Source organism: Asticcacaulis sp. AND118 (genome assembly GCF_020535245.1).
Taxonomy (GTDB): domain Bacteria; phylum Pseudomonadota; class Alphaproteobacteria; order Caulobacterales; family Caulobacteraceae; genus Asticcacaulis.
The window spans coordinates 152,618-171,669 of the sequence record NZ_CP084910.1 but is presented as its reverse complement, the minus strand read 5'-3'; the positions used below and the strand labels follow the sequence as shown (position 1 = coordinate 171,669).

The window sequence follows — 19,052 nt, the reverse complement described above, 5'->3', positions numbered from 1 at the left end:
TTCGGGCTTTGACCCGGACGCTCTTTTTGTTTATGCCGAACGCCTGTTTTTCGCGGTTCTTACCGCTTAGAGCGGAGATGGATTTCAGGTAGAATTCCCATCCCGCTCTAAGTTTTTGAGTGGTCGCGCAATTTTCCCGAAAAGTGGTGCCCACTTTATCGGATTGCGCTCTATATGGTCGATACATGTCTCGCTACAATCCCAAAGAGTCCGAACCGAAACAACGCGCCCGCTGGGACGCGGCCCAGACCTTCCTCACAAAGTCAAAGGACCAGGCCGGCGACAAGCCGAAATACTATGTCCTTGAGATGTTCCCCTATCCATCGGGCCGCATCCACATGGGCCATGTGCGCAACTACGCCATGGGCGATCTGGTGGCGCGGTTCAAGCGGGCGCGCGGCTTCAACGTGCTGCACCCGATGGGCTGGGACGCCTTCGGTATGCCGGCGGAAAACGCCGCCATGGAGCGCGGCATTCACCCCAAGGGCTGGACCTACGACAATATCGCCAGCATGAAGGCGCAGCTTCAGCGTCTGGGCCTGTCGATCGACTGGACGCGCGAATTCGCCACCTGCGATCCCAGCTATTACGGCAAGCAGCAGAAGTGGTTCCTCGACCTGCTGAAGCACGACCTGGTCTATCGCAAGGAGTCTCAGGTCAACTGGGACCCGGTGGACAATACGGTTCTGGCTAACGAACAGGTCATCGACGGCAAGGGCTGGCGTTCCGGCGCGGTGGTCGAAAAGCGCAATCTGACGCAATGGTTCCTCAAGATCACCCGGTATGCCGACGATCTGGTCGAAGGCCTGTCGACGCTCGACCGCTGGCCGGACAAGGTGCGCCTGATGCAGGCCAACTGGATCGGGCGGTCCAAGGGTTTGAAGTTCAGATTCAACTTCGCGGGCGAAGCGCCCAAGGCCTTCGGCGAGCAGCTCGAAGTCTACACCGCCCGTCCGGACACCCTGTTCGGCGCGGGCTTCGTCGCCGTGGCCGCCGATCACCCGCTGGTCAAGGCCCTGCCCTCCACTCCTGAACTGGAAGCCTTCCTCGATCAGGTGAAGAAGGGCGGCACGACGCAGGAAGAGATCGACACCGGCGAGAAGCTCGGCTTCAACACCGGCCTGAAGGTCGCACATCCGTTTAAACCCGATGAAACGCTGGATGTGTGGATCGCCAACTTCGTCCTGATGGGTTATGGCACCGGGGCCATCTTTGGCTGCCCGGCCCACGATCAGCGCGACCTCGACTTCGCCCGCAAATACGACCTGCCGGTGCGCGAGGTCGTCCTGCCCGCCGACGCCGATCCCGCGACCTTCATGGTCGGCACCGAAGCCTATACCGGCCCCGGCACGATCTTCAATTCGCAGTTCCTCGACGGCCTCGATATCGAAACCGCCAAGGCGCAAGCCATCGAAAAAATCGAGTCCATGGGTCTCGGCGAAGGCGCGATCATTTATCGCCTTCGCGACTGGGGCGTATCGCGTCAGCGCTATTGGGGCTGCCCGATCCCGGTCATCCACTGCGACGACTGCGGCGTGGTGCCGGTGCCGGACGACCAACTGCCCGTCACCCTGCCTGAAGACGTGACTTTCGACGTGCCGGGCAATCCGCTGGACCGCCACCCGACCTGGAAACACGTCAACTGCCCGCACTGTCAGAAGGCCGCGCGCCGCGAAACCGATACGCTCGACACCTTTGTGGATTCGTCGTGGTACTTCGCACGCTTCACCGCCCCGGACGCCGATGAGGCTATTCGTAAAGCCGATGCCGACTACTGGCTGCCCGTCGATCAGTATATCGGCGGCATCGAGCACGCCATTCTGCACCTGCTCTATTCGCGCTTCATCACCCGCGCCCTGAATACCTGCGGCTATCTGGAGGTGAAGGAGCCCTTCGCCGGCCTGTTCACGCAGGGCATGCTGACGCACGAAACCTATAAGACCGCCGGCGGCGAATGGGTCGATCCGTCGGACGTCGAAGTCACCGCCGAAGGCAGCAAGCGCACCGCCGTCAAGCTGTCTACCGGTGAGGCGCTGAAGATCGGCGACGTCGAAAAGATGTCGAAATCCAAGAAGAACGTCGTCGCTCCCGAAGACATATTCGACACCTACGGCGTCGATGCCGCGCGCCTGTTCGTGCTGTCGGACTCGCCGCCGGAGCGCGATGTGCAATGGACGGCTTCGGGCGTCGAAGGCTCGTGGCGCTTCACGTCGCGCGTCTGGGCCGAATTCGACAGCCTGCCCGAAGGCGATGTTCCGGCTACGGACGAAGCGGCGGCGATGGAACTGCGCAAGGTCGCGCACAAGGCCGCCAAGGCCGTCACCGAAGGCTTTGAGAATTTCCGTTTCAACGGGGCCATCGCCAAGCTGTACGAATTCGTCAACGCCCTGCGCGCCTCGGACGTGCAGAAGACCGGCACCGCTGCGCGCAGGGAGGCCCTGACCATCCTTGCCGGGCTGATCGCACCGGTGACGCCGCACCTGGCCGAAGAAGGCTGGGCGCGTCTGGGCCATGAAGGCCTGATTGCCGACGTGGCATGGCCGGATTTCGACCCGGCGCTGGCCACCGACGACGTCTACACCCTGCCCGTTCAGGTCAATGGCAAGAAGCGCGGCGAGCTTCAGGTGCCCAACGGGGCGAGCGAGGCCGAGATCCGCGAAATGGCGCTTGCCGACGAAGGCGTGAAGCGTCATCTTGACGGTGTCACGGTGCGCAAGGTGATCGTCGTTCCGAACCGTATCCTCAACTTCGTCGTAGGCTGATCATGATCCGCAAAGCCCTTCTGGCCTTCGCCTTGCTGAGCGCGCCGCTTGCCCTGAGCGGTTGCGGCTTCACGCCGGTCTATGCGCAGAAGGGCCTGCCCGGCGAACTGGCCAGTATCGACGTCATCACCACGGAATCGCGCACGGGCTACTTCCTGCGCCAGAATCTGGTGTCCGGCTTCAATACGCTCGAAGGTCAGAAGCGCTATCGCCTCAGCATCCGGCTTGAGGAAAAGCGTTACGACATCGGCATCGGCGTCAATGACATCGCCGTGCGTTCGGAAATCTCGACCACAGTGGAATATAGCCTGATCGAAACGGCGACGCGCAAGGTGCTGACCAAAAGTACCTTCGTAGATACAACGACTTACGACGCCAACGCGCAGTCACCCTATGCCGGCGTCGCCGCTCAGAAGGATGGCCAGCAGCGCGCCGCCACCGCGATCGGTGAACGCATCCGCAGCGAGCTGGTGCTGTTCTTCCACGAAAAGAAAGCGGCTCCGGCCGCCTGATAAGATGAAGCTGGTCAAGCGCCCCGAAATCGAGGGCTTCCTCAAATCGCCGCCGCGCGACGTGATCGCCTGCCTGATCTACGGCAAGGATCGCGGGCAGGTGCTGGAGCGCGGGCAGGCGCTGGCGCAAAAGATCGTCCCGGACATCAAGGACCCTTTCAACGTCTCGCTGCTTACCGACACCGACATCGATGCCGATCCGGCGCGGCTCGAGGACGAACTGACCGCCCAGTCGCTGATGGGCGGGCGGCGGCTGGTGCGGCTCAAATTCTTCTCGGAAAAGGCGTCGCTGGACAAGCAGGTCGCTGCCGCGCTCAAGGCCCATGCCGCGGGTGAACTGAACCGCGACGCCTTCTTCCTGATCGAGGCCGGGGGCCTGGGCGGCGATTCCGCCGTTCGCAAGCTGGCCGACGCCGACAAGGCCGTCGCCTCCATCGCCTGCTACGAAGACGAGACGGGCGACGTGGTGCGCATGGCGCGTGAGACGCTGGCACAGAACGAGGTCGCCCTGACGCCTGACGCCATGGACATGTTCGCCTCACGCCTGCCCAAGGAGCGCGGCGTGGCGCGTCAGGAGATCGAGCGGCTGTGCCTGTTTATCGGGCCGGGCTCGCGCCGCACGATCGACGACAAGGAACTGCAGGACTTTCTGGGGGTCGAACCCGATGCCTCGCTGTTCGACGCCGCGCTTCAGGCTTTCGGCGCGAAAATGGCCCCGGCTCAGGCCGGCCTGCGCCGTGCCTTTGCCGAGGGAGAGGCGGGCGTGGACGCCGTACGCGCCCTCAATGCCCATCTGGTCAAGCTGAGACTTATTCAGGCGCAGGTGGCCAAGGGCATCGACGCCAAGCAGGCCACTCGCGCCGCGGGTGTCTTCTGGAAGCAGGAAGCGGAGTTTCTGCGTCAGGCGCGCGCTTGGTCGGATTTCCATCTCGACCCGCTGTCGAAAGAACTGATCGAGACGGACAAGACCTGCAAGTCGACCGGAATGCCGGACCTGCTGATCGCCGAGCGGCTCTATATGAGCATCGCGGGCCGCGCCAGACGATTAGGTCTGTAACGCCCCTCCTCCCCATGCCTACGGCACAGGGAGGAGAAAGGTGAAAATTCTACTTCGGTGCCGAACCTGTCATCAAACGACGACACACATCGTCGAGTTGCTCAAGACTGGCGTAGGAAATGCGCATCTCGCCCTTCCCGCCCTTGTCGTCCAGTTTGACGTTCAGGCCCAGCAATTCCTGCAAGTCCTGCTCCAGCGACAGGACATCGGCATTGGGCTGGGACCTGGCGCGGGTCGGCTTGGCCTCGCCCCTGAGCGAGGCGCGAGCCAGCATTTCGGCCTGACGCACCGACAGGCCTTTTTCGATAATGATCTGCGCCAGCGCTTCCGGGTCTCCGGCCGTCGCGATGGCGCGGGCGTGGCCGGCGCTCAGGCGGCCGTGGATGACGTGATCCTGAATGCTTTCAGGCAGGCCCAGCAGGCGCATCATATTGGCGATGTGGCTGCGCGATTTCGACACCACCTGCGCCACCGCGTCTTGCGTGCGGCCGAAGCGCTCCATCAGGACCTTATAGGCGCGAGCCTCTTCGATGGGGTTGAGGTCTTCGCGCTGCACGTTTTCGATGATGCCGATTTCCAGCACCTCAAGATCGTCCAGTTCGCGCACGATCACCGGCACGGTCTTCAGACCCGCCTTTTGCGCCGCGCGCCAGCGGCGTTCACCGGCAATGATCTGAAACTGCTGTGTGTTGCCAGGCAGCGGACGCACGAGGATGGGCGACAGCACGCCCTTCTCCTTGATTGAGGCGCTGAGGTCGTCGATCTCGGTTTCGGAGAAGAACCGACGCGGCTGATCCGGATTGCGCTGCAAAAGCTCGATCGGCTTTTCCAGCGTAGCCGCAGGCTTGCCATCGGCAGTAGCGATGGGCACCGGCCCCTGATTGTCGCTCAACAACGCCGACAGGCCGCGGCCCAGACCTCTTTGTTTCTCAGACATATTAAGTTCCGTTTTCGTCAGGCAGCCGCGCGGCGCACTTTTTCACGTTGGACGACTTCGCGAGCCAGTTTCAGATAGGCCTGCGAACCCGTGCATTTCAGATCGTAGATCAGAGCCGGCTTGCCGAAGGACGGCGCTTCGGACACGCGCACATTGCGCGGGATTACCGTCTCATAGACCTTCTCGCCGAAGTGCGAACGCACGTCCTTGGCCACATGGCCCGACAGGGCGTTGCGACGGTCGAACATGGTCAGGACGATGCCCTGAAGTTCAAGCTTCGGATTGAGCGAGCCCTTGACCAGATCGATGGTGCGCATCAATTGCGACAGGCCTTCCAGCGCGAAGAACTCGCATTGCAGCGGCACCAGCACGGCATCGGCGGCGCTCATGGCGTTGATGGTCAGCAGGTTCAGCGATGGCGGACAATCGATCAGCACGTAGGAATAGGCCAGTTCACCGACCTGCGCCTGATGCTCCAGCGCATCGCGCAGACGATAGGAACGGCGGTCGGCCTGACCCAGTTCGATCTCGACACCGGACAGATCGGGATCGGACGGGATGATGTACAGACCTGGCACCGAGGTTTTGACAGCGCATTCGCCAATGGGCTGCTGATCGACAATGACGTCGTAGATGGTGGTGGTGCGCGCCGAACGCGGCACACCCAGACCCGTCGAGGCATTGCCCTGCGGGTCCATATCGATGATCAGAACGGTTTCACCCACCGCCGCCAGAGCGGTGCCGAGATTGATCGCCGTCGTGGTCTTACCCACCCCGCCCTTCTGATTGGACACCGCCAGGACGCGGGGCATGGGGTGCGGGGGGAAACTATCTGGCACGGCGAACGCTCCGAATATGCAGGACGCGACCACGTGGGTCGCTCAAAGACGTGAACAGCTCCGACTGAAAGGCCCAGCCCTTTTGCGCTTCGGCGATTTCCGCCTCGACGCTTTCGCCTTTCAGCAGCCAGCCCTCGGCGCCTTTGCGGAAGAAGCTTTCGGCAAACCCGATCAGCTTCGGCAGCGGGGCCATGGCGCGGGCGGTGACCACATCGACCTTCAGCGAAACATTCTCCGCCCGGTCGTTGATCACCGTCGCCGGCAGGTCCAACTCTCGCACAACTTCGCCTAAAAAGCGACAGCGCTTGGCCAGAGAGTCGATGAGAAACACCCGGCGGTCTGTGGGTGTTTCACCTGAATCTGTGGACATGTGTTTAACGAGTATGGCCAGCACGACACCGGGAAAACCCGCCCCCGCCCCAAGGTCTGCCCAGAGCTTGGCGTCGGGTGCATGGTTGAGCAATTGTGCGGAATCAAGGACGTGACGCGACCAATAATGGGGGATAGTCGCCGGTCCGACGAGATTCATCACCTCATTGCGTTCAGCGAGAATAGTCCCGAAGCGCGTCAGGTCTTCGAAAGCTTCGTGTTTCACGTGAAACATCAGATGCGACGCCATCTCTTGCGGCGACATTGGTTGAGGTCGCGCAGCCGGGTCCGAAAACCGGTCCCCACTTTTCGGGCTGCGCTCGCCATACTCGGCAGATGACATTACGCCGCGCCCTTCTTGAGGTTACGCACGTGGAACAGCAGCGCCGTCAAAGCGCCCGGAGTCATACCTTCGATGCGGCGGGCCTGACCGAGGGTCAGCGGTCTGACCCGGCCCAGTTTCTCCTTCGCTTCGTTCGACAGACCCCCTACGGCGGCGTAGTCGAGGTCTTCAGGGAGCGCCAGATTTTCGTCCTTACGGAAGGCGTCGATCTCCGCGGCCTGACGGCCGAGATAGCCGGAATAGAGGGCGTCGATTTCGATCTGCTCAAACAGGGTTTCGGACCAGTCTTTAACTTCCGGCCAGGCGGCTTCGATCTTGTCCCGCGAGCAGGTGTCGTAGGACAGGAGTTGCAGAAGGCTGCGCTTCTGACCATCGGCATTGACGCGGATACCCAGCGCATTGGCTTCGTTCGGCGTCAACTTCAGTTCGTCCGCGCGCTGACGCGCCTCGGCCAAAGCCCGCTTCTTCTCCAACCAGTGCGCCTTGCGACGCTCGCCCATCAGGCCGACCTTCAAGGCGATGTCCGACAGACGCTGATCGGCATTATCGGCACGCAGCTTGAGGCGGAACTCGGCTCGGCTGGTGAACATACGATAGGGCTCGGTGACGCCCTTGGTCACCAGATCGTCGATCATTACGCCGATATAGGCCTCGTCCCGACCCAGCACCAAGGGGCTGATGCCCCCTGCCCGCGCCGCCGCATTGAGACCCGCCATCAGACCCTGCGCCCCGGCCTCTTCATAGCCGGTCGTGCCGTTGATCTGCCCCGCCAGGAACAAACCCGGCAGACGCTTCAGTTCCAGCGTCGGATAGAGTTCGCGCGGATCGACATAGTCATATTCAATGGCGTAGGCGTAACGCTTGATGGTCACGTTTTCCAGCCCGCGAATAGTGCGCAAAAACGCCTCCTGCGTCGCCTCTGAAACGCTGGTCGAAATGCCGTTCGGATAGACGGTGTCGTCGTCATAGCCCTCAGGCTCCAGAAACACCTGATGGCTGTCCTTGTCCGAGAAGCGCACCACCTTGTCTTCGATCGAAGGGCAATAGCGTGGGCCGCGTCCGGACAGGTGGCCACCATAGACCGCCGACTCGGTAATCCGCTCCTGAATGATGCGGTGCGTCTCGGCATTAGTGTAAGTGATGCCGCAGGCTATCTGCGGGCGGTCGATGCGGGCGTTCAGGGTGGAAAACGGCGTGGGAACCGCATCGCCCTCCTGCTTTTCGAGGATGTCCCAGTTGATCGTCTTGCCGTCGAGACGTGCGGGCGTGCCGGTCTTCAGACGGCCCATATCGAGCTTCAGATCATAGAGACGCTGCCCCAGACCATTGGCGGGTTCGTCGCCGAAACGGCCGGCCGCCATACGCTTTTCACCGATATGGATGATGCCGCGCAGGAAGGTACCGGTCGTCAGCACTACAGCCTTGGAGCGATATTCGACGCCCTGTGCATCGACCGCGCCCACAACTGTATCGCCGTCGAGGATAAGGTCTTCGACCGCCGCCGCAATAATGTTCAGATTCTCCGTGGCCTTCAACTCGACCTGCATGGCCTCACGATAGAGCTTGCGATCGATCTGAGCCCGCGGGCCCCGCACCGCCGGGCCCTTGGAGCGGTTAAGCATCTTGAACTGGATACCGCCGATGTCGGCCATGCGGCCCATGACCCCATCCAACGCATCGATTTCACGAACCAGATGCCCCTTACCCAGACCGCCGATAGCCGGATTGCACGACATTTCGCCGAGGGTCTCGACCTTGTGCGTCAACAGCAGGGTCTTTGCGCCCATGCGCGCGGAGGCCGCGGCCGCTTCCGCGCCTGCGTGACCACCACCGACGACAATGACATCCCAGAACTGGGTCATGAAGGGTTCAACCTGTCAGGAAAAAGAATGAGCGCTGCCTATAGCAGATCGCACTCGACCGGTCGAATCGAGAAGTGTTAATTTTACCGTTATGAGTGTTTCACGTGAAACACTCTGCTGTATCTCCTCCCTATCGCGAAGCGATGGGGAGGTGGCATTTTAAGCGTGGGCGAAAAATGACGGAGGGGGATGGCACAGAAATTTCAAAGGATTGTGCCCTTTGTTATTACCGAGTTATCCCCCTCCGTCGTCTCGCAATGCTCGCCGCCACCTCCCCATTGCTACGCAACAGGGAGGGGATCATTTCCCGATGCAGAAGCTGGAGAAGATATGATCCAAAATCTGTTCAACGTCTGTGCGGCCGAACAGCGCATCGAAGGCCGCTAGAGCCTGACGCACATCCTCGGCTATCAATTCCGGCGTACCGAAGCCGATGCCGAGCGCGCGGTCCAGACAGGAGTCAACGTCACGCAGACGTTCCATATGCCGTTCACGCGTCGCCGCCGGGAAGGTGCTCAGCGACAATGCCGATTCAAGATCGGCTTCCAGCGCGGTCAGAATAGTTTCGACCCCCTCGCCTTTGGTCAGGCTGGTTTCCAGCAGACGGACCTTTTTGTCTGTAAACGCGACCTTAAACGCAGCAAGGGATTCCACCGACGCCTGATCCGTTTTATTGAGGATCACATAGTCGCCAGGCTGCATGGCCGACAGGTCTTCATCCGACGTGGTCGAAACATCGATTACCCACAGACGCAAATCCGCCGATTGTCCCCTCGCCTTCGCGCGTCGAATGCCTTCGGACTCGACCAGGTCTTGGGTTTCACGTAGTCCGGCCGTGTCATAGATCAGCGCCGAATAGGGCCCGATACGAATATGGGACTCGATCACGTCGCGCGTCGTGCCCGCGATCGGTGTAACAATGGCCGCATCGGTTTGCAGCAGCGCATTGAACAGGCTCGACTTGCCGGCATTAGGCTTGCCCATGATGGCGATGCGATAGCCTTCGCGGATCTGCTGGCCACGACGCGAATCCGAAATGGCGTCACCCACTTCGGATTTCAGCGCGATGATGTCCCCGACGATACGGTCACTGAGGTGTTCGGGAATGTCTTCGTCGGGAAAGTCGACAATGGCCTCTATATGGGCCAGAACCTTGATCAGGGCATCGCGCCATTGCGCATAGCGATCGCGGAACCCGCCTTCGAGTTGCATCAGGGCCTGACGCCGCTGCGCCTCGGATTCCGCCTCGACCAGATCGGAAATAGCCTCGGCCTGGGTCAGGTCCAGCTTGCCATTTTCAAAGGCCCGACGCGAAAACTCTCCGGGCTCGGCAGGACGCAGACCGCGCTCACGAAAGACCGCATAGAGCCGTTCCAGCACGGCGCGCGAACCGTGAATATGAAACTCCGCGCAGTCTTCACCGGTAAAACTGTTAGGGCCTTTGAACCACAGGACCAGCGCCTGATCGATCAGTTCACCGGCATAGGTCAAGCGGCCAAGCGAGGCGTAGCGGGGCTTGGGCAAACGACCTAATAGCGCTTCAATCGTAGGTGCCGCATCCGGCCCGGAAACGCGGATAATCGACACGCCGGCGCGACCTTGCGCCGAAGCCAGTGCGAAGATGGTCTGTTTCACGTGAAACACTATTTTTTAGGCGAAAAGCCGCCCATGCTCGCCGTCGCGGCGGACTGCATCAGCTTGAGGAACTGATCCTGCGCCTGTACGCCGAAGCTCGACCAGGTCTTGAGGATTTCTTCCGGTTGCATCGACTGGATATTCTGTTCGACGCGGCCCTTCATCTGCTCGACCATATATTCGTTCAGCGGCTCGACATTGGGCAGACCCAAAAAGGCGCGAGCCTCTTGTGGCGTGCATTCGATATCGAAAGTGACCTTCATTAGGAACTCCTAAGACAACGGGGCCGGATTACTCCGGCCCCGCTAAAAACAATGCCAGCGCCCTGCCTGATTTGGTAAGGACAATGCGCGTTACGTGTTCATGCTCTGGAAGAATTCGCCGTTGTTCTTCGTCTGACGCAACTTGTCGATAAGGAACTCGATGGCGTCCTGGGCCCCCATCGGGTTAAGGATACGACGCAGGACGTAGGTCTTTTGCAGGTCCGACTTGTCGACCAGCAGGTCTTCCTTACGCGTGCCCGACTTGAGGATGTCCATGGCCGGGAAGACGCGCTTGTCGGCGACCTTGCGGTCCAAGACGATTTCCGAGTTGCCGGTGCCCTTGAATTCTTCGAAGATCACTTCGTCCATGCGCGAACCGGTATCGATCAGCGCCGTGGCGATAATGGTCAGCGAGCCGCCTTCCTCGATATTACGCGCGGCGCCGAAGAAGCGCTTGGGGCGCTGCAGGGCGTTGGCGTCGACACCACCGGTCAGCACCTTACCCGACGAAGGCACAACCGTGTTGTAGGCACGGCCCAGACGCGTGATCGAGTCGAGCAGGATGACGACGTCGCGCTTATGCTCAACCAGACGCTTGGCCTTTTCGATGACCATTTCCGCGACCTGTACGTGACGGGTGGCCGGCTCATCGAAGGTCGAGGAGATGACTTCGCCGCGCACGGTGCGCTGCATATCGGTCACTTCTTCCGGGCGTTCGTCGATCAGCAGCACCATCAGATAGCATTCCGGATGGTTGGCGGCGATCGAACGTGCAATGTTTTGCAGCATCACCGTTTTGCCGACGCGCGGCGGGGCGACGATCAGGCAGCGCTGACCCTTACCCAACGGGGCGACGATATCGATGATGCGGCCTGAACGGTCCTTCAGCGTCGGGTCTTCGATTTCCATTTTCAGCCGCTCTTCGGGATAGAGCGGCGTCAGGTTGTCGAAATGGACCTTGTGGCGGATGGCTTCGGGGTCTTCGAAATTGATCGTCTTGATCTTCGACAGCGCGAAATAACGCTCACCTTCGCGCGGGGAACGGATCGGGCCTTCGACCGTGTCGCCAGTGCGAAGGGCATGGCGGCGTATCTGCTGCGGCGTGACGTAGATGTCGTCAGGGCCGGGCAGGTAGTTGGCTTCAGGCGAGCGCAGGAAACCGAAACCGTCCTGCAACACTTCGATGACGCCGGAACCGGTGATTTCCACGCCTTCTTCGGCCAGCGTCTTCAGCACCGCGAACATCAGGTCCTGCATGCGCATGGAGGCGGCGTTTTCGACCCCGATCTGTTCGGCGAAGGCCAGCAGGTCGGCCGGCGACTTATCCTTCAGTTCCTGAAGCGACAGTTTTTCCTGATTGGGGTTTTCCGACTCTTCATCGCCGTTCTCGACGCCGTTTTCCTCTTCGGAAGCGTCTTCCAGCGTGGTGTCGTATTCGATTTCGTTGTCTTCGGACATGGGAGGGAGGTCTCTGATTGCGATATGCTACGCATCGACTTAATTAACAAAGTCAATGGATTAGGCAATGCCTGTCTATTAAACCAGCGCTGTCACGCTGTATGAAAAATTGGGGGAGGCCTTGAAACCACGAGAACCGTGGGGCCGTAAGATGCGCGACTTGAAACCCGTTCGGCGCGCACATCGGCTCTGAGAGATACACCCAAACGCGAAAAGGTCAAGGGAAACTGAGTTTCTCCTCCGCATGCCTTGGACATGGCGAGAAGATTAAATCGTAAACATCTCGGTCGTCACGGCGATGACCATGACGATAGCGATGATGAAAGGCACCTCGTTCATCATACGCCACTTCTTTTCCGAGCCGATGTCCTCACCGCGCTGAAGCTTGTTCATATTAGCCAGCAGCATGTGATGCCAGCCAGTGATGGCGACGATACCGGCCATCTTCACCACAAACCACGGTTCATAGAAAAACTTCCAGCCGAAGCGATCCTGCACATTGGACCAGATCAGACCCGCACCGAAAACCCACGCCATGATCATGGCCGGGTTCATGATGATCTTCATCAGCTTGGTTTCCATCGTTGTGAAGATCGCAACCACCTCCGGCTTGTCGCGGTTCTGGATGTGATAGACGAACAGACGTGGCAGATAGAGCAGGCCGGCCATCCAGGCGATGACGGCCAGTATGTGCAATCCGCGCAGCAGGTCGTAATGGTTCATCTTCAAAAGCCCTTCCGTTTGGGGCATTGCCCGTGACAGGCGTCGCAGGCGTAATCGGCCATGACGCTGGCTTCCGAGCCTATGGCGCGCAGCACCTCGTCCCCCAGCGCGCGGATAAACAGCGGCTCTATACCTACAACCGGCACCCGCAGATAGTCCTTCGCGCCATGCTCGTCGGCAAGGTGTTTATATTCGATATCCAACTCGACCAGGGTTTCAATATGTTCAGACACAAAGGCCACCGGCACGACGACCGGTGACTTTCCGCCCTTAATGGTATCGATAATCGTTTCATCGGTCGAAGGCCCGATCCATTTCAACGGCCCGACCCGGCTTTGATAGCAGACGACATGGTCAATCTGCAGGCCCACCTGCTCCATGATGGCCGCCACACTGGCCTCAACCTGCGCCTGATACGGGTCGCCCTTCTTGATGATCTTTTCCGGCAGGCCATGCGCTGAAAACAGAAGGCGATAATCTTTAAGACCGCTCAGACCCGACAGCTTTTCACGGATCAAGTCGGCATAAGCCTTGGCAAAGGCCGGATTTTGCGGGTAGCAGCACAGATATTTGACGGGGGCTGTCCCCTTGTAAGCCTTTTTGAAGGTCACAAACGAAGACAGGGTGGTAGTGGTCGAAAACTGCGGATAGAGCGGCAGGGCCACCACCTGATCCGGTTCCCAAGCCTCAACGGCCTTCACCGCGTCTTCGATAAACGGGTGCCAGTAGCGCATCCCGATAAAGATCTTGAACTCCAGATCCTTGACGGTTTTCGACAGATGGCTGCTCAGGGCGTCCGCCTGCGCCTCGGTTTCCTTAACGATGGGTGAACCGCCCCCCATCAGGCGGTAATTGGCCTGAGCTGAGGTTTCGCGGCGCGACGAAATCAGGCGCGCCACCATCTGCCGCAACGGCGCCGGGAGGCCGATAATATATTTGTCGCTGAAGAGGTTATTGAGAAACGGTTTGACATCGGCCTGGGTCAGGGGCCCGCCGAGATTGAACAGAACGACAGCGACTTTTTTCATCAGCTTCTTATGAGATGCAATACACGCTCGACATGAGCGATCGGGGTGTCGGGGAAGATGCCATGCCCCAGATTAAAAATATACGGCCCCTGCCCCCAGGCAGATTTCATTTTCAGCACCATATCGTCCAATGCCGGCCCCCCCGACCGCAGTACAACCGGATCGAGCGCGCCCTGGATCGGCAGCTTTTTCTGGATAATCTGACCCAGCTTCAGCGGCGTCGCCGTGCCGAGCGCCATGCCCTGCACGTCGACCTGTTCGGCATAGTCCATGCAGCGCGCTTCGGCCCCGCGCGGAAAGCCTATAATAGGCAGGGTCACGCCCAGTTCGCGCACCCGTCCGACCAGCCGCTGATGCGGTTCGATGACCAGTTGATCGAACAACGGATCGGGGAAGCCCTCGGCCCAGCTTTCGAAGATTTTCAGCACCTGAGCACCGGCGTCGGCCTGCATTTTCAGATATTGCGCCGACGCCTCGATCACCACGTCCATGACCTGCGCCACCAATGCCGGCTGCTCATAGACGAAGGCGCGGATCAACGACCGGTCGTGCGCCTTTCGACCGTTCAGCATATAGGTCATCACCGTCCATGGGCCGCCGCAGAAGCCCAGAAGCGTGACCTCTTTCGGCAATTCCGAACGCAGGATGGTCAGGGTCTCTCCGACCTTGGACAAGGCTTCCCCTGCCGAGCCCGCCAGATCGGCCATCTGCGCTATGGCCGGCAATTCGCCAAGAACAGGTCCCTCACCCGCTTCAAAACGCACATCCTGACCCAGAGCCATCGGGATGACCAGAATGTCGGAAAACAGGATCGCCCCATCCATGCCGTAACGCCTGACCGGTTGAAGCGTGGCTTCGGCGGCCTTTTCGGGGTTCAGGCAAAAGCTGAGAAAATCAGGGGTCGTGGCGCGCAGCTCACGATATTCGGGCAGGTGACGCCCCGCCTGACGCATGAACCAGACGGGCGGGGTTTTCAGCGTCTGTCCCTGAAGGACCGAAACTATGGATGAAGGCTTGGAGGTCATGAGTCAATCCATAGGCTTCGGACGGATTTCTCTCAATCCCTCTAAAAGGTTTTTAGAAAGATAGAAGGGGTAGTTAAGGCGTGGAAGGTGCGGAAAAACGTCGCAGGGCACAAAGGCGAGGATCGCTTTTCCCGGCCTTTTCACAGGCGGGCGTTAATGAATTTTTAAGATTTAACAGCCTGTGGGAATCCGGGATAATTAACCAAATGCTAACAATGATTAAGAAAATCCTAACGCCTTTGGGCTAAAGCCATTCACTGTTAAATTTTCATTAAGATTTACACACAAAGCCGTCACAAAGGAGTCACCGATGCGTCCGGATGGGGAAAAACAGTGCGTGACTCGCCCGGGTTTTTCGCCTTTTCCCCGCTGTGGCGGGTTGGCAGCGCGACGGCGAAGGTTTATCCCGATTGAGACGGAAACATCCTCAGCTTTTCCCCAGAAAGCGTGCACAGATAAATTTCATGACCACGTCCGGCGCGAAAATCGGCATCCATTTTCACGTTCATCTGGTGTCCGACTCCACCGGTGAAACCCTTAACGCCCTGGCCAAGGCCGCAGCCGCGCGCTTTGAGGGCATCTTCCCCATCGAACATATCTATGTGCTGATCCGCTCGGACAAGCAGATGGACCGCGCCCTGACCGAGATCGAGACCTATCCCGGTATCGTGCTGCACACCCTGGTAGATGCCGAACTGCGTCAGAAGCTGGAAAGTTTCTGCCGCGAGCGCGATATCCCGACCATCGGCGTCCTTGATTCTGTGGTTCTGGCCTATTCACGCTATCTCGGTGCGGCGGAATTTTCCAAGAAGTCCGGCGCTCAGCACAATCTCGACAGCGACTATTTCGACCGTATCGAAGCGCTCAACTATGCCATCGCCCACGACGATGGCGCTTTGGCGGACAAACTGCGTCATGCGGAAATCATCCTCATCGGCGTGTCGCGCACCTCAAAGACGCCGACCTGCATCTATCTGGCGCACCGCGGCTATAAGGCGGCCAACATCCCCCTCGTGCCGGGTCAGGCCCTGCCTCCGGAACTGGATGAACTGACCGAGCCGCTGATCGTCGGCCTGATCGCATCGCCGGACCGTCTGGTGCAGATACGCAAAGCCCGTATCCTCAGCATCGCCGCCGACGATCGGCCCACCACCTATACCGATGCCGAAGCCGTGCGCGAGGAAATCATCGCCGCGCGCAGATTGTTCGAGCGCAAGGGCTGGCCGGTTATCGATGTGACGCGCCGCAGCGTCGAAGAGACGTCGGCCGCGATTATCAGCTTCCTGCATGAGAAGCGAACGGGACGTCTGGGCGGGATTTGATATTAAGGATTTAAGACGCAGGGGTCAGGGACCCCTGCACCCCGAAACCAAGTATGTATTGACTGAAAATTCCAAATCGGAAAAAGCTCTGCGCGTTTTCACTCAAGCTATTAAAGCGGCTTCGCCGCAAAAGACGCCCATGACCCAATCCGTTCCCCCTGCCCTGATCCTCGCTTCCGGCTCGAAAATCCGCGCCACCCTGCTCACCAATTGCGGCCTGAGCTACATCAGGATTCCGGCCGATATCGACGAAGACCGGATCAAGGACGATTGCCTGTTCCGCGGCTTCACGCCCAAGGCTGTGGCCCTGAAACTGGCGCAGGAAAAGGCGCTGCACGTTTCGCGCGGACAGACGGGTCTGGTCATCGGCGCGGATTCAGTTTTGGAACTCGATAGGGAACTGATTTCAAAGCAGAAATCTCTGGCCGATGCGGCCGATCTTCTGCGTCGGTTCTCCGGCAAGACACACTATCTGCACTCTGCCGTAGCGGTGGCGCAGGAGGGTCAGCTTCTGTGGTCTCACGCGGATACGGCGGATTTAGCGGTGCGTCGTCTCAGCGAAGATTTTATCGCCCGTTATATCGACATGGCTGGTGAAGAGATTTTGTCCAGCGTGGGTTGCTACATGCTCGAAGCCCATGGTGTGCATTTGTTCGATGCCATCCGGGGAGATTATTTCACCGTTCTGGGCCTGCCTTTACTCCCGCTATTAGCCCAGTTACGCCATTATGAGGTGGTGCCCGCATGAATACGCTCCCCACAGGCGCGGCGCTGGTCGCCGGCGTGGTCGGTCAGCCGATCCGTCAATCGCTATCCCCTTTCCTGCATACGGCCTGGCTGAGGCATATGGGCCTGAATGGCGTCTATGCGCCGTTCGCGCCCGTCGATGATCATGCGTTCGAGCGACTGGTTCTGTCGTGCCGAACCAATGGCATCAAGGGTCTCAACGTGACCGCGCCGTTCAAGGAACTGGCGTTGAAGCTGGCCGACACCCCGACCGATCTGGCGCGCCGCTGCGGTTCGGCCAACCTCCTGACCTTCGATGAGGACGGCAGCGTTCATGCCGATTCCACCGACGGGCCCGGCCTGATCCAGGCTTTCCGCATTCAGGCGCCCGATTGCGATCTGACCGCAGGTGCTGTCACGCTTCTGGGCGCCGGCGGAGCCTCGCGAGCGGTGGTTGCGGCTCTTCTGGATCAGGGTTGCACCGATGTGCGTGTCGTCAACCGCACCGTGGCCCGCGCCGAAGAGATCGTTTTTGCCTTCAAGGATGGCGTCAGCGCCTATGCCCTGAGCGATATCGACCGCGCGTTTGCCGGTTCGGTGGCGGTGATCAATGCCGCCTCCGGTGGTCCCCTGCCCTTGTTCGATGCGCTCGATCCGTCGACGACGGCCATGGATATGACCTATCGACCGCTGAAAACCAACTGGCTTCAGGCTGCCGAAGCGCGCGGTTTGAAAACCGTCGACGGTCTGATGATGCTGATCGAACAGGCCCGCCCGTCGTTCGAAGCCTTTTATGGCGTTGCACCGGATGCGATGTGCGACGTGCGCGCTTTGGCGTTGGATTTTTTGGGTGAGACGACGTGATCCGTCTGGGTCTCACCGGCTCTATCGGCATGGGTAAGTCGACCATTGCCAGGATGTTCGCCGACGAAGGCGTACCGGTTTGGGATGCCGATGAGACGGTGCACCGGCTCTATGCCGGTTCTGAACCGCTCCAGACAGCGCTCGCTGAAGCGTTTGGCGACGTCCTGACCGACGGAGCCGTGGATCGCGCCAAGCTCTCGCTTATTCTCAAGTCAAACCCTGAGAAATTTCCTCTGCTTAACGCCATTGTCCATCCGGCAACGGTAGCTGACCGTGAAGGCTTTTTGGAACAGCACGCAGCAGCCGGCACCCCCCTCACCTTGTCTGACATCCCTCTTCTCTTTGAAACCGGCGCGGACAAGACCTTTGACAAGGTTCTGGTGGTATCGGCCCCATCGGAAGTTCAGGCCGCACGCGTGCTGGCCCGGCCCGGCATGACGTCGGAGAAATTCGCCGATATCCTCAGGCAGCAGGTGCCCGACATCGAAAAACGTGCCCGCGCCGATTTTGTCATCGACACCTCGCATAGCCTCGACGCCAATCGTCAACAGGTGCGCGAGATTATCCAGACCCTGCGTAGCGCCTGACTCTGGACAATACCGGCGAACGGGAGTCAAATCGCGACCATGCGTCAGATTGTCCTCGATACGGAAACCACCGGCATTGACCCGAAAAAAGGGCACCGCCTGATCGAAGTCGGCTGCATCGAAATCGACGACCTGCTGCCCACGGGCAAGACCTTTCACTACTATTTCAATCCGGAACGGCTGATCGAGCCGGACGCCATCCGCGTCCACGGCATCACCGACGAGATGGTGGCCGACAAGCCGAAATTCGCCGAACTGGCTCAGGCCTTTGTCGACTTCATCGGGGATGCGCCGTTGATCGCGCACAATGCGTCGTTCGACCGCGGCTTTATCAATATGGAGCTGGAGCGCCTGCGCATGGAGCCGACCGATCCGGACCGCTGGATCGATACGCTGGAACTGGCGCGCTACAAGTTTCCGGGCATGGCCAATTCGCTGGATGCCCTGTGCAAGCGCTACAATATTTCGCTGGCTGAGCGCGACAAGCACGGCGCCTTGCTCGATGCGCGTCTGCTGGCCAGCGTGTACCTGGAACTATCGGGCGGCAAGGAACGCGGCCTTGATCTCAAGATGCACGGCATGGTCTCCGAGGACGGTACGGAAATCCGCGTGATGAACCACGGCCATCGTCCGCGGCCTCTGCCCTCGCATATCCATCCGGAAGAGGCGGAGGCGCACATGGCCTTCTGTCTTAAATTCCTCAAAGACAAGAATATGTGGGGCTATACGGCGCAATAAAA

At 59.7% G+C, this 19,052-nt stretch carries 18 protein-coding genes; 8 read left to right on the top strand and 10 right to left on the bottom strand.

The annotated features are described in order from the left end of the window. The first annotated feature begins 185 nt into the window (after positions 1-185). Genes leuS through holA form a run of 3 tightly spaced genes read left to right on the top strand, consistent with a single transcriptional unit; the run spans position 186 to position 4,331 of the window. Complete coding sequence (gene leuS, locus LH365_RS00755; RefSeq protein ID WP_226744316.1) at positions 186-2,762, top strand: leucine--tRNA ligase; 2,577 nt, start codon at positions 186-188, stop codon at positions 2,760-2,762. A gap of 2 nt (positions 2,763-2,764) precedes the next feature. Further along, positions 2,765-3,274, top strand: coding sequence for a hypothetical protein (locus LH365_RS00750; protein WP_226744315.1), 510 nt, complete (start codon positions 2,765-2,767; stop codon positions 3,272-3,274). 4 nt (positions 3,275-3,278) lie between these two features. Continuing rightward, entirely contained in the window at positions 3,279-4,331 is a 1,053-nt protein-coding gene (gene holA, locus LH365_RS00745) for a DNA polymerase III subunit delta (protein ID WP_226744314.1), read from the top strand. Between the two features lie 49 nt (positions 4,332-4,380). On the opposite strand, the gene LH365_RS00740 is transcribed toward holA, so the two are convergent. The 10 genes from LH365_RS00740 to hemE form a co-directional block, all read right to left on the bottom strand. Next, positions 4,381-5,268: a ParB/RepB/Spo0J family partition protein gene (locus LH365_RS00740; protein WP_226744313.1), complete on the bottom strand. Its 888-nt coding sequence runs from the start codon at positions 5,266-5,268 to the stop codon at positions 4,381-4,383. 17 nt (positions 5,269-5,285) lie between these two features. Next, the gene (locus tag LH365_RS00735; protein ID WP_126422986.1) at positions 5,286-6,080 is read right to left on the bottom strand and encodes a ParA family protein; all 795 of its coding nucleotides are present in this window, start codon (positions 6,078-6,080) and stop codon (positions 5,286-5,288) included. 16 nt (positions 6,081-6,096) lie between these two features. Then, positions 6,097-6,741 carry a 16S rRNA (guanine(527)-N(7))-methyltransferase RsmG gene (gene rsmG / locus LH365_RS00730; RefSeq protein WP_226745494.1) on the bottom strand — a complete coding sequence of 215 codons (645 nt, stop codon included), beginning with the start codon at positions 6,739-6,741 and terminating at the stop codon, positions 6,097-6,099. Positions 6,742-6,818: 77 nt separating this feature from the next. Beyond that, positions 6,819-8,681: a tRNA uridine-5-carboxymethylaminomethyl(34) synthesis enzyme MnmG gene (mnmG, locus tag LH365_RS00725; RefSeq protein ID WP_226744312.1), complete on the bottom strand. Its 1,863-nt coding sequence runs from the start codon at positions 8,679-8,681 to the stop codon at positions 6,819-6,821. 300 nt (positions 8,682-8,981) lie between these two features. Then, positions 8,982-10,316, bottom strand: a complete 1,335-nt coding sequence (gene mnmE, locus LH365_RS00720) for a tRNA uridine-5-carboxymethylaminomethyl(34) synthesis GTPase MnmE (protein WP_226744311.1) — start codon at positions 10,314-10,316, stop codon at positions 8,982-8,984. 8 nt (positions 10,317-10,324) lie between these two features. Beyond that, positions 10,325-10,579 carry a DUF6489 family protein gene (locus tag LH365_RS00715; RefSeq protein WP_107875722.1) on the bottom strand — a complete coding sequence of 85 codons (255 nt, stop codon included), beginning with the start codon at positions 10,577-10,579 and terminating at the stop codon, positions 10,325-10,327. Positions 10,580-10,669: 90 nt separating this feature from the next. Further along, positions 10,670-12,037: a transcription termination factor Rho gene (gene rho, locus LH365_RS00710; protein ID WP_226744310.1), complete on the bottom strand. Its 1,368-nt coding sequence runs from the start codon at positions 12,035-12,037 to the stop codon at positions 10,670-10,672. Positions 12,038-12,304: 267 nt separating this feature from the next. Continuing rightward, the gene (locus tag LH365_RS00705; RefSeq protein ID WP_226744309.1) at positions 12,305-12,760 is read right to left on the bottom strand and encodes a CopD family protein; all 456 of its coding nucleotides are present in this window, start codon (positions 12,758-12,760) and stop codon (positions 12,305-12,307) included. 2 nt (positions 12,761-12,762) lie between these two features. After that, the gene (gene hemH, locus LH365_RS00700) at positions 12,763-13,791 is read right to left on the bottom strand and encodes a ferrochelatase (protein WP_370639755.1); all 1,029 of its coding nucleotides are present in this window, start codon (positions 13,789-13,791) and stop codon (positions 12,763-12,765) included. After that, on the bottom strand, positions 13,788-14,813 hold the full coding sequence (gene hemE, locus LH365_RS00695; RefSeq protein WP_226744307.1) for a uroporphyrinogen decarboxylase: 1,026 nt from the start codon (positions 14,811-14,813) through the stop codon (positions 13,788-13,790). The genes hemH and hemE overlap by 4 nt, the downstream gene beginning before the upstream one ends. 464 nt (positions 14,814-15,277) lie before the next feature. Here hemE and LH365_RS00690 point away from each other — a divergent pair, with 464 nt between their 5' ends. From LH365_RS00690 to dnaQ, 5 genes are all read left to right on the top strand, one after another. Further along, positions 15,278-16,135: a pyruvate, water dikinase regulatory protein gene (locus tag LH365_RS00690; RefSeq protein ID WP_226744306.1), complete on the top strand. Its 858-nt coding sequence runs from the start codon at positions 15,278-15,280 to the stop codon at positions 16,133-16,135. A gap of 139 nt (positions 16,136-16,274) precedes the next feature. After that, positions 16,275-16,883, top strand: coding sequence for a Maf family protein (locus LH365_RS00685; protein ID WP_226744305.1), 609 nt, complete (start codon positions 16,275-16,277; stop codon positions 16,881-16,883). Further along, positions 16,880-17,725: a shikimate dehydrogenase gene (locus LH365_RS00680; RefSeq protein WP_226744304.1), complete on the top strand. Its 846-nt coding sequence runs from the start codon at positions 16,880-16,882 to the stop codon at positions 17,723-17,725. Before LH365_RS00685 ends, LH365_RS00680 begins: the two co-directional genes overlap by 4 nt. Further along, on the top strand, positions 17,722-18,312 hold the full coding sequence (coaE, locus tag LH365_RS00675; RefSeq protein ID WP_226744303.1) for a dephospho-CoA kinase: 591 nt from the start codon (positions 17,722-17,724) through the stop codon (positions 18,310-18,312). Before LH365_RS00680 ends, coaE begins: the two co-directional genes overlap by 4 nt. Positions 18,313-18,351: 39 nt before the next feature. Further along, positions 18,352-19,050: a DNA polymerase III subunit epsilon gene (gene dnaQ, locus LH365_RS00670; RefSeq protein WP_226744302.1), complete on the top strand. Its 699-nt coding sequence runs from the start codon at positions 18,352-18,354 to the stop codon at positions 19,048-19,050. Positions 19,051-19,052: the final 2 nt, after the last annotated feature.